Genomic DNA, 12,787 nt, shown 5'->3' on the forward strand with positions numbered 1-12,787 from the left:
CGTGGTTGATGATGATCGACGGTCCGATGGTCGTGCCGGCGGGCAGGTCGTAGCCGGCGATCGAGGTGTCCTTCATGAGCGTGCGCACCACCATCGGGATCACCGGGTGCAGGCGCATCGACTCCTTCATCACCGCCTCCAGCCACGCATCAGCCTCGGCGCCGTCGGCCGCGGCGGCGGCCACCGAGCGGGCGTGCAGGTCGGAGTCACGGCCGAGCTCGTACAGCGCCCAGGCGAGCGCGGTCGCGGTGGTCTCGTGCCCGGCGAGCAGGAGGGTGACGAGCTGGTCGCGCAGCTCGGTGTCGTCGAGACCCCCCTCGTCGGCGGCGCCGACCCGGATCAGCCGGGACAGGACGTCGGTGCGCTCGTTGAGGTCGGTGGCTGCACGGCGCTCGCGGATCTCGGCGTACATCAGCCGGTCGAGCTCGTACTGGTTGGTGACCGCCCGCTTCCACATGCCGATCTTCTGCAACCACGGATAGCCCCAGCCCAGGAGCACCACCGGACTGACGTCGACGGTGGCGTTGACGCACGGGCGCAACGCCGCCAGCCGCCGCTCGTCGGTCACGCCGAAGACCACCCGCAGGATGACCTCCAGGGTCAAGGTGTTCATCCGGTCGAGGGAGCGGAACTCCTCCCCGTCGCGCCATCCGTCGACGTGCTCGCGGGCGAGGGTCGAGACCAGCCCTTGGTACTCCTTCAGGGCGGCCCCGTTGAAGGCCGGCATGAGCAGCTTGCGGGCACGCTTGTGCTCGAGGGAGTCCTGCAGGAGCAGCGAGTGCTTGCCCATGACGGGTCCGAGGATCGAGTTGGCCTTGCCGGCGTGGAAGACCTCCGGGTCGCCGGCGAAGACCTCCCTGGTGTGCTCGGGACGCGTGACGAGCACCAGCGGCCGGGCGCGAGGAAGCAGCTTGACGGTGAAGACGTCGCCATAGGTGCGGTGGAGCCACGGGATGAAGCTGTGACGGAAACGCATCAGCGCCACGGTCTGCACGAAGGCCGGCCAGCGCGGTCCCGGCGGCAGCGTGGCCGTGCGCTCGGGCTCCGGGGCGCCGTCGCCCACGGCCGAGGTCGCACGAAAGCGCAGGCTCGTGGAGTCAGGGACGTCGTCGACGGTGGCCATGTCCTGACCCTACGGGCCGGTAGTGCTCGTCACACCGACTCGCTCGGTGCGCGGGCGAAGGTGGAGGTCGTCTTCGGGAGTGCATCCCCACACGAAGCGAGTCGCTCACCACCGGGCTCACTCACCACGCGCACGGTCTGTGGGCCGTCCGGCGTCGACAGTCGTACGGCGCGCGCAGCGGGCTCCTTCTCGACGTGCAGGAGGTCCACGTCGCCGAGCCCGGTCCAGCCCGACTCGTCACGCAGGGACAGGTCGGCCCACTGCGCGGCGCCCGGCCAACCGGCCCGCCCGCGCGTGACGTCCAGCGGCAGGCGACCGGCCTCCAGGTCGGTGCACGCCTCCACCGCGGTGAAGGCGTCGAGGCGACCCAGAGCCACGGCGTGCGGCAGGGCCAGCAGGGTCGCGGCGAAGCGGTGCCCACCGAGGTGCGTGGTCTCCCACGTGCCCTCGGGCCAGCGGGCGGCGAGGGCAGCCGCGACCGGCCGGCCGCGCTCGGCGCAGCAGACGTCGCGTCGACCGTTGGTGCACACCAGCCACAGCGGCCCGCCGTACGGCGTGAAATCGGTCGTGGCGACGCCCCCGAGATCGGCGTAGTCGCGCAGCACGACCTCGCTGACGCTCGGGGTCGCACCCAAGGAGGCGCGGAAGACTCGCACGCCCGGCCCGGAGCCACCCCCGTGACGACGGATCAGCTGGGCACGCCCGCCCGGGGCCAGCCGCGCCACGTGCTCGGCGAGGTGCTTGGTCGCCTTCGCCGGCCAGGGACCTGCGTCCTCGACGAAGAGCCACTCCGACTCGGTCGGCGCCGTGCCGGCGATCGGCTCGGCGTCGTCCTCACTGGCGAGGGAGCAGCGGAGTTCGGGCACGCCACCCATTCGACCAGACGCCTCCTCGTCACGAGCGCGGCGGCCTACAGCAGTCCCTGCCGGTGCGCGATCGCGGCGGCCTCGGTGCGCCCGGCGGCGCCGAGCTTGCCGAGGATGTTGGAGACGTGGACGCTCACGGTCTTGGCGCTGATGAACAGCAGCTTGGCGATCTCGCCGTTGCTGCGCCCCTCGGCCACGTGACCGAGGATCTCGCGCTCGCGCGCGGTCAGCGCGACGCTGCCGTGACCGGCCCCGTTGCGAGAACCGGACGACGACGTCGAGCCCAGCCAGAACAGGTCGTCGAGCAATGGCTGCGCACCGAGTCGGTGCGCGGCCTCGCGGGCCAGGTCGCCCACGACCCGCGCCCCGGCCAGGTCACCGGCGACCCGCAGCACCCCGGCCAGGCGCACGCGCACGGAGGCGATCTCGTGCACGTGACCGAACTCGACGAACCGCGCCTCGGTCTCGCGCCAGGCGTCGACCAGGGTCTCCAGCGGCGGAGCATCGACGCCGGCCAGCCAGCGGGCCCGCAGGGTCGCGGCCTCGAGTCGCCGCACCCACGCCTGACCTTCCGGGCCCCAGTGACCCGAGGGGTCGCTGTAGCGCTCACGCACGAGCTGACCGTCGGTGTGCAGACGCTCGACGTGGTCGTTCACCAGCACCTCACGCTCGGCGGCGCTCAGGTTGGGCAGAGCATCGGCGACGACCCCGACCGCGAGCGCGGCCAGCCGGATGCGGGCACTGAACCACTCGTGCCAGATGCGTCCCAGGATCGCGACCGCGTCGTCGTACGACGCCACCGCGGCGAGCGGCTCTCCGCGTCGTCCCGCGGCGACCATCTCGAGCGCGGCGGCGTGGATCGCGACGGCCCCCTCGCGCCGCCAGAAGGGTCGGAGCCCGGCGGCACGGCTGGTGACGTCGTCCCCGCGGTGCTGGAGGACCTGGAGGCGCACCGCGGTCATCAGCGCGCGCGGGATCGGGGGCGGGACCGGCCCCTCGACGGTCAGCAGCGCGAGCGCCCGCTCCCACTCCCCTCGCACCAGGTGGATCCAGGAGAGCTGCCAGCGGCACTCGAAGCCGTACGGCGCCCAGGGCAGCCCGGCGCTCTCGGCGCGCTCGATGCCGCTGCCGAACCACTTCTCGGCGGGGCCGAACTCGCCCCAGTCCTCGTAGGAGCGGCCCAGCAGGAAGCGTCCGCGCAGCTCGGCGTGGATCGCGTCGGACTCCGCGGCCCGCACGACGGCGTCCTCGAGCGCGGCGCGCAGCCCCTCCTTGGGACCGGCCTTCTTGAGGTTGCTGAGGGTGGTGATCGCGTCGGAGGCCAGCTCGTGGAGGTCGAGTCGCTCGGCGAGCTCGAGGGCGTCCATGCCGAACGACTGCGCCTCGTCGAGGCGGCCGTGGGCGGCTAGGATCCTGGCGTGGTTGGCCAGCACCCGGGCCCGCAGCCCGCTGTCGCCGGTGGGCGCGAGCGCCACCGCGCCGGCGGAGAGCTCGACGACGTCCTGGTCGGACTCGGTGATGTAGAGCCCGGCCGCCTGGGCGCTGAGCATCCGGGCCCGCCAGGTGTCGGAGGCGTCGGCCGGCAGCAGGGCCAGCTGTTCGGCGATGACGGCGACCGCGCGCTCGGGGTCGCCGCTGGCGGTGAGTGACTCGGCGGCGGTGACGACGAGCTTGGACAGGTCGATGCCGAGCTCGGTGAAGGCGTCGCCGGGGCGACCGCTGAGCAGCTCGAGCGCCTGCTGGTAGTGGTAGGCCGCCTCGTCGTGACCACCGACGGCGCTGGCCTCGTTGCCGGCCCGCACGCTCGCGGCCAGGGCGGTGGTCTTGTCCATCGCCAGGCGGGCGTGGCGGGCGAGCTCGGCGGCGGTGCCGCTGGCCGTGCCGTCGCGCAGCGCCTCGACGTAGCGGGCGTGCAGTCGGGCCCGCTCGCCGGGGAGGAGGTCGTCGTACACGGCTTCACCGAGCAGGGCGTGCCGGAAGGCGTAGCCGTCGCGCTCGGGCACCAGGACGTTCATCTCCACCGCGCCGCGCAACCCCTCGTCGAGGGCGTCGCCGGACAGGTCGGCGGTGGCCTCGAGCAGGTCGTGGGTGACCCGACGCCCACTGGCGCTGGCCGTGCGCACGACCTGACGGGCGTGATCGTCGAGGCGGTCGAGCCGGACCAGCAGGACGTCGGCGAGGTCGGCGGGCACGAAGCTGCCCGGGTCGGCGGCGGCGCTGGTGAGCTCCTCGACGAAGAACGCGTTGCCCTCGGCGCGCGCCACGACGTCGGCGATCTCGGCCTCGGGGAGCCCCTCGGGGATCAGCTCGGCGACCAGGCGCCGTACGGCCTCGTCGGGCAGCGGGTTGAGGGAGATCCGGTCGACCCCGCGCAGCCGCGACCACTCCGCGACCTGACGGCGCAGCGGGTGGCGCCGGTGGAGGTCGTCGGAGCGGTAGGACGCGACGATCGCGAACCCGCCGGCCTCTTCACGGGAGAGCAGGAAGCTCAACATGTCGCGGGTCGACTGGTCGGCCCAGTGGGTGTCCTCGATGACGAGGAGCAGCGGGGCGCGGGAGGCGGCCGCCTCGAGGACGGCCAGCACGGCGCGGAACAGGTCGGCGCGGTCGAGGGCGGAGGACTCGGCGTCGACCTGGTCGGTGTCGCCCATCACCCGTCGTACGGGCTGGAGGCGGGTGAGCGCGGGATGGCGCCCGGCGACCTCGGTGAGGATGTCGGGCACCTGCTTGGCGAGGCGGCCCAGCACCTCCGAGAAGGGGAGGTAGGGCAGCGCCGAGTCGCCGAAGTCGAGGCAGTGGCCGGCGTAGACCTGCCAGCCGTCGGCCTTGGCGAGGTCACGCAGCGCGCGCAGGAGGCGGGTCTTGCCGACGCCGGCGTCGCCCGAGAGCAGGACGTCGCTCAGGTCGTCGGCGGGGCGGGCCGGTCGTACGCCGAGCGAGGAGGCCAGCTCCGTCAGCTCGGCGTCCCTGCCCACCATGGTGGTGCTCGACTGGATCGCCACGTGGGCCATTGTGGCCCTCAGGCCGACGCGTCGGTCAGCGGGCGCGCTTGGCGACCTCGGTCGCGGCGACGAGACGGTGCTGGTGCGGCTCGGCGAACCGGTTGACGCGCTTGGCGCGCGCACCGCGGAGCAGCTTCTGTCCGCGGTAGTCCATCTCGGCCTGGAGGGTCATGCGGTCAACGGTGAACATGGGGGATTCTTTCCTCGAGCTGTGGTCTGGGCGCCGACCTGGTGCCGGCGACAGTTCCCAAGGTGCGCCACTGAGGTAGGCCTCCACATCGGCTCTTTGCCCTAGGCCCTCAGATCTCCGGGGGTCCACTACCTCAGGGGTCCGTGGCCGCCGTCACATGGCGTGCGCGACATACTCCTGACCATGGAGTTCTCCGACGTCGTACGCCGTCGCCGCATGGTCCGCAGCTACACCGACGAGCCGGTCGACCCGGCGCTCGTCGACCGCGCCCTCGAGCACGCGACCCACGCCCCCAGCGCGGGCTTCAGCCAGGGCTGGGGGTTCCTCGTGCTCGACACCCCGACCGACGTACGACGGTTCTGGGCGGCGAGCACCGAGAAAGCCACCTCGCCCTCCGACCCGGGCCGCTGGCTGCAGGGCATGATGCGCGCGCCGGTGGTGATCCTGCCGTGCAGCAACAAGAGCGCCTACCTCGATCGCTACGCCCAGCCCGACAAGGGCTGGACCGACCGCGACGAGGCCCGCTGGCCGATGCCCTTCTGGCACATGGACGCCGCCATGGCGAGCCTGCTGATCCTGCAGACCGTCACCGACGCGGGTCTGGGCGCGTGCTTCTTCGGCACCGTGCACGGTCGGGTGCCGGCGCTGCGCGAGGAGTTCTCGATCCCCGAGATGTTCGACCCGGTCGGCGTCATCACCATCGGCCACCCCGCAGGCGGCGGCTCGGCCGGCTCGCCGTCCACACGACCCCGCAAGCCGTGGCAGGACGTCGTCCACCGCGGCGGCTGGACGGCCGCGAGCCCGCAGGACCCGCCCTCCGCCGACTAGCGTGCTCGCATGACCCCGCACCCCGAGGCGGTCGGCAAGCTGCAGACCCTCCTACGACTTCCGACCGTCAGCCACCGCGACCCCGCACTCGTCGACACCGCCGCCTTCGACACCTTCGTCGACGAGCTCGCGCGGCTCTTCCCGCTGCTCCACGAGCACCTCGACCTCACCCGGATCTCCACCCACGGGCTGCTGTTCCACTGGCGCGGAGCCGCGAACGTGCGCCCGGTGGTCCTGATGGCGCACCTCGACGTGGTGCCGGTCGAGGGCGAGTGGCAGCACGACGCGTTCGGCGGCGAGATCGTCGACCACGACGGCGTCCCCACGATCTGGGGGCGCGGGACGCTCGACGACAAGGGCTGCCTGGTCGGCATCTGCGAGGCGGTCGAGGTGCTGCTGGCACGAGGCTTCGTCCCCGCTCAGGACCTCTGGCTGTCGTTCGGCTGCGACGAGGAGATCATGGGGACGGCGGCACGCGAGGCCGTCGAGGTGCTGCGTGAGCGCGGCGTCCGCCCGTGGTTCGTGCTCGACGAGGGCGGCGCGATCGCCAGCGAGGCCTTCCCCGGCGTCGGCGCCCCGGTCGGGGTCGTCGGCGTCACCGAGAAGGGCGCGACCTCGATCGAGCTGCGGGTGCAGGGCCGCGGCGGGCACGCCTCGACCCCGGCGAAGATGGGGCCCACCGCCCGGCTGGCCCGCGCGATCACCCGCCTGGACCGCTCCCCCATGCCCGCGAGCCTCCCGGCCCCGACGATCGAGCTGTTCCGTCGCCTCGCCCCGCACGCCGCGCTCCCACTCCGTCCGGTGCTCGCGAACGCCGGTCGTCTCCGGCCGGCGCTGACCCGGGTGCTGCTGGCCGCGGGCCCCGAGACCGCCGCGATGACGCGCACCACCTTTGCGATCACGACGCTGTCGGGGTCGCCGGCGATCAACGTCATCGCCGCGACGGCCAAGGCCGGCGTCAACATCCGGGTGATGGTCGGCGACTCGGTGGCCGACGTGCTCGCGCACGTGCGCCGGGCTGTCGACGACGACCAGGTCGAGCTCGACGTCATCGAGGAGGACGCCGCCAGCCCGGTCTCGCCGATCGACGACGACGCGTTCCGGCTCCTCGAGTCGACCATCACCGAGGTCTTCCCGGACGCCGTGCCGGCGCCGTACGTGATGATGGCCGCGACCGACTCACGGCACTTCACCGCGATCAGCGAGCGGGTCTACCGCTTCGCCCCGTTCCGGATGACCAAGGCCCAGCGCGAGTCGATCCACTCCTACGACGAGCACCTCGGCGTGGACGCCTTCCTCGACGGCATCACCTGGTATCGCCGTCTGATCGAGCAGCTCTCCTGATGGCCCTCGATGCGCGGACGACGCGTGGTGCGACCAAGGCCGCCCAGGGACTCGGGGCCATCGTCGGCCTGCTCGTGCTCGTCGAGGTCGCCAGCGGCGTGCTCCAGGGCTACTACACCCCGATCTACCCGCAGATCGCCGACCACCTGACCATCCCCGAGGGCGACGTCAACTGGTTCGAGGCCGCCCAGCTGGTCGTCTCCGCGCTCTGCGTGCCGCTGCTCGCCCGGCTCGCCGACCTGATCGGCCACCAGCGGGTGCTGCTGATCTCGACCGCCGTCACCGCGCTGGGCTCGTGGATCCTCGTCGTCGCCCCGTCCTTCACGACCTTCCTCATCGGCTGGGCCCTCCAGGGCGCGTACGTCGTCTGGCTGCCGTTGGAGGTCGCGATCATCCACCGCCGACTGCGCGGCGACAGCGACCGCGAGCGTCGTACCCGTCGCGGCGCAGCGATCCTGGTCGGCGCCCTCGAGCTGTCGGTCATCGTCGGCGCGCTGACCAGCGGCCAGCTGGTCGACCGGGTCGGGATGGGCGTCGTGCTGACGCTCCCGGCGATCGTCGTCACGATCGTCTTCTTCGTGATCCTGCTCGGCATCCAGCACACCCCCGGCGAGGCCACGGGCGGCATCGACTGGACCGGCTTCGCACTCATCACCGGCTCCCTGGCGCTCGTGATGGGCGGGCTCGTGGTCGTCCGGCTCGAGGGCCCGGGCTACGCACCGGCCTGGCTGCTCATGGCCGCCGGCGTGGCCAGCCTTGTGCCCGTTCGCGCGCTACGAGCTGGGGCGCGCCGAGCCGCTGGTCGACGTACGACTGCTGCGCGCCCCACGGCAGTGGCCGATCCAGGTCACCGCCTTCCTCTTCGGGGTGCCGGTGCTCGGCGGCCAGATCCCGCTGTCGACCTACGCCCAGGCCGACCCGGTCGAGCGCGGCTACGGCCTCGGCGCCGACGCCGCGTTCGTCTCCACGCTGATCGGCGTCTACGTGATCACCCTCGCGATCGGTGCGTTCACGCTGCCGCTGACCTCGCGGCTGCTCGGCGTACGACGTGCGCTCGTCGTCTCCTGCCTGCTCGTCGCCCTCGGCTACGCGCTGTGGATCCCGTTCCACGACCAGACCTGGCAGGGCCTGATCAACATGGCCGTCGCCGGCCTCGGCTCGGGCGCCCTGGTGGCGGCTCTGCCGTCGGCCGCTGCGGCTGCCGCACCCGAGAACCGCACCGGCTTCGCCACCGGCATGACCAACGCGACCAAGACCGTCGGTGGCGCGATCGCGAGCTCGATCTTCGCCATCGCCCTGGCCTCCGACGGTCTCGAGCTGGAGACGGCCGTCGCGCCGTTGTCGGGCTACCTGACGGTGTGGGCGGTCTGCTCCGGCGCCGCGGTGCTGGCCGCGGCGGCTCTGATGCTGGCACCGCGACACGCGTTCTCCGACCGCGTTGAGGTGCCTGGCTAGGCTCGTTGCGAGGTGATGTCGATGTCCGACCAGCAACGTCGTGCCCGCTCCGACGGGGCCCGCTCGGCCCAGCCCACCGAGGAGTCCCAGGCCACCGACGAGCGCGAGCGGCAGAAGCGTTCGAGCCAGAGCGCGGCCGCCGCCCGGATCGCCGACCAGCACCTCTGGGTCGACCAGCAGATCCGGATCGCCATGGAGCGCGGCGACTTCGACAACCTGGCCGGTGCGGGCAAGCCGATCGCCGGCCTCGACAAGGACCACGACCCCGATTGGTGGCTCAACCAGCTCATCGAGCGCGAGCGGATCGTCGTCCTGCCGCCGTCGGTGCAGCTGCGCAAGGACGACGCCGTCCTCGACGACGCCCTCGACAAGCTCTTCCGCGAGGACGACGTGCGGCGCGAGGTGGCCGACTTCAACGCTCGGGTGCTCCGCGCCCGCTACTCACCCCAGGACGGCCAGCCACCGCTGGTGACCATGCCGCGTGACGTCGAGGAGACGGTCGCCGAGTGGATCGGACGCCGTGAGGCACGGCGAGCCGCGAGCCTGGAGCGACGAGCGGAGGGCTCGACCGAGTCGGCGTCGGCACGTCGGCGGACCTGGTGGCGGCGTCGGCGGACGTCGTAGCGCGCGGGTCCGACCTGACGAGCTGGCGCGCGCGACGACCCGCCGCTGGCGGCCTAGCCCTTGCCGCGAGCGGTGATCCGGGCCGTGACAGCGTCGGTCCGCCTGCCGTCATCGATCGAGGTGCCGCGGATCCTGAGCCCGAGCACCGCGCCCCGCTGCGCCTTGCGGCCGCGAGTCACGTTGATGCGCAGCTTGGTGGACTCGCCGGGCGCCAGCTCCCGCGTCGTCCCCGTGCGGCTCGACGTGGAGATCCGGAAGCCTCGCTTCTTGCCCTGGACCGCATAGCTCAGCCGATCGACCTCGGACCCGTCGTTCTGCAGCTTCACCACGATCGTGCGCGAACGACCGACGTTCTTCACCGCGGTGGTGACGCGCTGCGAGGACGCCCGTCCGTAGTCGTCGTCCCCGACCCAGGTGCCCTTGCCCTTCACCTTGACCCAGACATCAGGAAGCGAGGACGGCGCTCGGACGGTGTAGGTGCGCGTCTGGGTGGTCGAGTTGCCGGCTCCGTCGGTGGCGGTCACCTCGAACGCGAACGATCCCGGCGCGCTCGTGTCGATCGGCGTGGCGACACACGTCTGGAGCGACGAGCCGCCCCGGTCGGTGCAGGAGTACGACGCCTCGACGGCCTCGCCCTGCACGTACGACGCGCCGGACGCCGGCACGTCGACGACCACCTCGGGGTCGGTCACGTCCGGGACGACGGCGAGGTGCGCTCGGTAGGAGAAGTAACGCTGCGCGGCAGTGGGCTCCACGTCATACAGCCGCCAGAGGTCGTCGCCGGCGGCGTCGATCTCGGTGGCGACCTCCGCGCGGCTGAACGCCCAGCCGATGAGTGTGTGCCCCTGATCGGCCCCGACCGCCTGCGACGAGCCCGCGAACTGCGCGAAGCGGCCCGGTGAGTGGTCGGCCACGACGGTCGCGACGTCGGTCGACTCGTCGAGCGAGAGGCGCAGGACGCGCGAGTCGGTGCGCACCACGCGGTCGCCGGTCGGGTCGGTCGGGTCGGCACACATCGGCGTCGCCGCACCGTTGTCGAAGAGCAGGATCGAGCCGTCATCCAGCTCACGGGCGGTGTGCTGGGCGCAGGGGCCGCTGTCCGGCGCACCGGCGGCGTCCTCGATCGCGAAGGTGCTGTCGACCCCGCCGAGCTTCCACACCACCGACCCGGTCGGGGTGGTGGTGTCGATCTTGAACACCGAGCTGAAGCCACGGAAGGACGCCAGGATGCTGCCGTCGTCCATCAGGTCGATAGAGTTGACGTGGGCGTAGTCGGCGCCGCCCGTCACCGTCTCGGCGGCGTACGGCGCACTGGTCCACTCGAAGCCGACGGTGCCGTCGGGGTCGATGCGCTGGATGATCGAGTCGTCCAGGTCGGTCGCGGCGTTCGGCTCGTAGGCGAGCAGCCAGGTCGTGCCGTCCGGCAGCGCGATCGAGTCGTGGCCGTCGGTGTTGACCAGGTCGACCGTCTCGGTGCTGCTGATCGGCTCGAACTCGCCGTCGAGCTGCACGAGCGCCTGCCCGGTGCGGCCGGGAGTCGTCGTGGTGCGCGAGATCGAGAAGTTGCCGTTGGGCTGCTGCTTCAGGTCGAGCGCCCCGAGCACGGAGTTGTTGATCCGCTCGACGTAGGCCGGGACGCCCTGGCGGTCGACCGCGGTCTGGAAGAACGCGTTGGAGCCGGAGAAGTTGGTCAGGCCCAGCAGCACGTGGCCGGGAGCGAGCGCCGCGGCCCCCGTGGCGCCCGTGGCACCTGCGGCCCCGGCTGGCTCGGCTGTCTCGGCTGTCTCGGTGGCCAGCGTCGGGAAGCCCGCGGGCAGGTAGACCAGGGAGTGACGGGCGGTGCCGGCCGAGTCGACGATGAAGACCGCGACCTCGTCGCCGTCCGCGAGGCCGGTGACCGTTGCCGTCCCATCGGTCTCGAGCACCCCGTCGACGTAGACCTCACCGGCGGGATCGCTGGTGGTCGCGGCGACCGTGACCTGCCCGGACGTCGCGTCGGACGTCGTCACGGCGTACCGCCTCACGGCCGGGTCGAAGGCCGGAAAGCTGCCGACTCCCTCGCCGGAGACCTCGAGCGTGTGGACTGGTGCTTCCGCGCGCGCCGTGAGCGGTGCTGCCTGCGCAGGCACCGCGAGCAACGGTGCAGCGAGCAGGCAAGTCGTCACGACGAGCGCCCTCCCCGGCGTCGTCATGCGGGGACCGTAACCCCGCTCGCGGCCCCGTGTCCGGCAATGGCGAGACATCCGTCATATCCGCCAACGGTGTCGGCCGTGGGCACCCGCTGGTAACTTCCGCGACATGCCCGCCGCATCGCAGAGCGCCAAGGACTTCTTCCGCCCCCTCGCCGTCGGAGCCCCGACGCCGCTGACCGAGATCCCGTTCCGGCCCAGCCGGGCGATCCACTTCTTCGACCCGAGCAACGCCAAGATGGCCGCCAAGATCCCGGCCATGGTCGGCACCGTCGACGTCCTCCTCGGCAACCTCGAGGACGCCGTCAAGGCCGACAACAAGCTCGCCGCCCGCGAGGGCCTGGTCGACATCGCGAAGGCGACCGACTTCGGCCCGACGCAGCTGTGGACGCGGATCAACTCCCTCGACAGCCCCTGGGCGCTCGACGACCTCACCACGCTCGTGCCCGCGATCGGCGACAAGCTCGACGTCATCATGGTGCCGAAGGTGCAGGGCGCCGAGGACATCCACTACGTCGACCGCCTGTTGGCCCAGCTCGAGGCCAAGGCCGGACTGACCCGCCCGATCCTGATCCACGCGATCCTCGAGACCGCGCGCGGCGTGGCCAACATCGAGGAGATCTGCGGCGCCTCGCCGCGCATGCAGGGGCTCTCCCTCGGCCCGGCCGACCTCGCTGCCGACCGCCGCATGAAGACCACCCGCGTCGGCGGCGGCCACCCCGGCTACCTGGTGCGCCAGGACCCGCCCGAGGACGCAGCCGGTGACCCCGACGTCCTTGCCGAGCGCACGACGTACCAGCAGGACCTGTGGCACTACACGATCGCTCGCATGGTCGACGCCTGCGCGATGCACGGCATCTACCCCTACTACGGCCCGTTCGGCGACATCGCCGACGTCGTGGCGTGCGAGGACCAGTTCCGCAACGCCTTCCTGCTCGGCTGCGTCGGCACGTGGAGCCTGCACCCCAAGCAGATCGCGATCGCCAACCGCGTCTTCAGCCCCTCGGTCGAGGACATCACCCACGCCCGCCGCGTGGTCGCCGCCATGGGCGACGGCACCGGCGCGGTGATGCTCAACGGCAAGATGGAGGACGACGCCTCCCTCAAGCAGTGCCTGGTGTTGGTCGAGCTCGCCGAGCAGCTCGCCGCGATCGACCCCGAGCTCA

Annotated in this window: 10 protein-coding genes and 1 pseudogene; 6 read left to right on the top strand and 5 right to left on the bottom strand. The window is 72.2% G+C overall.

The features are described from left to right. From VOI19_RS04030 to VOI19_RS04045, 4 genes are all read right to left on the bottom strand, one after another. Positions 1-1,123 (bottom strand): cytochrome P450 (locus tag VOI19_RS04030; RefSeq protein ID WP_323791668.1); only part of this gene is annotated, 1,123 nt, incomplete at its 3' end. Positions 1,124-1,152: 29 nt separating this feature from the next. Beyond that, positions 1,153-1,989 carry a sucrase ferredoxin gene (locus tag VOI19_RS04035; RefSeq protein WP_323791669.1) on the bottom strand — a complete coding sequence of 279 codons (837 nt, stop codon included), beginning with the start codon at positions 1,987-1,989 and terminating at the stop codon, positions 1,153-1,155. Positions 1,990-2,033: 44 nt separating this feature from the next. Further along, positions 2,034-4,991 carry a helix-turn-helix transcriptional regulator gene (locus VOI19_RS04040; protein ID WP_323791670.1) on the bottom strand — a complete coding sequence of 986 codons (2,958 nt, stop codon included), beginning with the start codon at positions 4,989-4,991 and terminating at the stop codon, positions 2,034-2,036. A gap of 34 nt (positions 4,992-5,025) precedes the next feature. Next, positions 5,026-5,181 carry a hypothetical protein gene (locus tag VOI19_RS04045; protein ID WP_323791671.1) on the bottom strand — a complete coding sequence of 52 codons (156 nt, stop codon included), beginning with the start codon at positions 5,179-5,181 and terminating at the stop codon, positions 5,026-5,028. Positions 5,182-5,364: 183 nt separating this feature from the next. On the opposite strand from VOI19_RS04045, the gene VOI19_RS04050 reads away from it, so the two are divergent. From VOI19_RS04050 to VOI19_RS04070, 5 genes and pseudogenes are all read left to right on the top strand, one after another. Then, positions 5,365-6,009 (top strand): nitroreductase family protein, encoded by a 645-nt coding sequence (locus VOI19_RS04050; RefSeq protein ID WP_323791672.1) that lies wholly within the window; start codon positions 5,365-5,367, stop codon positions 6,007-6,009. A 9-nt stretch (positions 6,010-6,018) separates the two neighbouring features. Next, a complete protein-coding gene (locus VOI19_RS04055; protein WP_323791673.1) occupies positions 6,019-7,353 on the top strand; it encodes a M20/M25/M40 family metallo-hydrolase in 1,335 nt (444 codons plus the stop codon). Next, positions 7,353-7,916: pseudogene (locus VOI19_RS04060) on the top strand (MFS transporter); the annotation flags it as partial. The gene VOI19_RS04055 and the pseudogene VOI19_RS04060, both read left to right, overlap by 1 nt. Before the next feature lie 193 nt (positions 7,917-8,109). Then, positions 8,110-8,808: an MFS transporter gene (locus VOI19_RS04065; protein WP_323791674.1), complete on the top strand. Its 699-nt coding sequence runs from the start codon at positions 8,110-8,112 to the stop codon at positions 8,806-8,808. A 21-nt stretch (positions 8,809-8,829) separates the two neighbouring features. After that, positions 8,830-9,432, top strand: coding sequence for a DUF1992 domain-containing protein (locus VOI19_RS04070; protein WP_323791675.1), 603 nt, complete (start codon positions 8,830-8,832; stop codon positions 9,430-9,432). 53 nt (positions 9,433-9,485) lie between these two features. On the opposite strand, the gene VOI19_RS04075 is transcribed toward VOI19_RS04070, so the two are convergent. Beyond that, positions 9,486-11,624, bottom strand: coding sequence for an arylsulfotransferase family protein (locus VOI19_RS04075; RefSeq protein WP_323791676.1), 2,139 nt, complete (start codon positions 11,622-11,624; stop codon positions 9,486-9,488). 106 nt (positions 11,625-11,730) lie between these two features. Here VOI19_RS04075 and VOI19_RS04080 point away from each other — a divergent pair. Continuing rightward, positions 11,731-12,787 (top strand): CoA ester lyase (locus VOI19_RS04080; RefSeq protein ID WP_323791677.1); only part of this gene is annotated, 1,057 nt, incomplete at its 3' end.

The sequence above is a fragment of the Nocardioides sp. genome (genome assembly GCF_034670285.1).
Taxonomy (GTDB): Bacteria; Actinomycetota; Actinomycetes; order Propionibacteriales; family Nocardioidaceae; genus Nocardioides.

Coding starts and splice junctions, on each gene's coding strand:
- VOI19_RS04045 (WP_323791671.1), bottom strand. CDS start 5,181: ATGTTCACCGTTGACCGCATGACCCTCCAGGCCGAGATGGACTACCGC.
- VOI19_RS04050 (WP_323791672.1), top strand. CDS start 5,365: ATGGAGTTCTCCGACGTCGTACGCCGTCGCCGCATGGTCCGCAGCTAC.
- VOI19_RS04055 (WP_323791673.1), top strand. CDS start 6,019: ATGACCCCGCACCCCGAGGCGGTCGGCAAGCTGCAGACCCTCCTACGA.
- VOI19_RS04070 (WP_323791675.1), top strand. CDS start 8,830: ATGTCCGACCAGCAACGTCGTGCCCGCTCCGACGGGGCCCGCTCGGCC.
- VOI19_RS04075 (WP_323791676.1), bottom strand. CDS start 11,624: ATGACGACGCCGGGGAGGGCGCTCGTCGTGACGACTTGCCTGCTCGCT.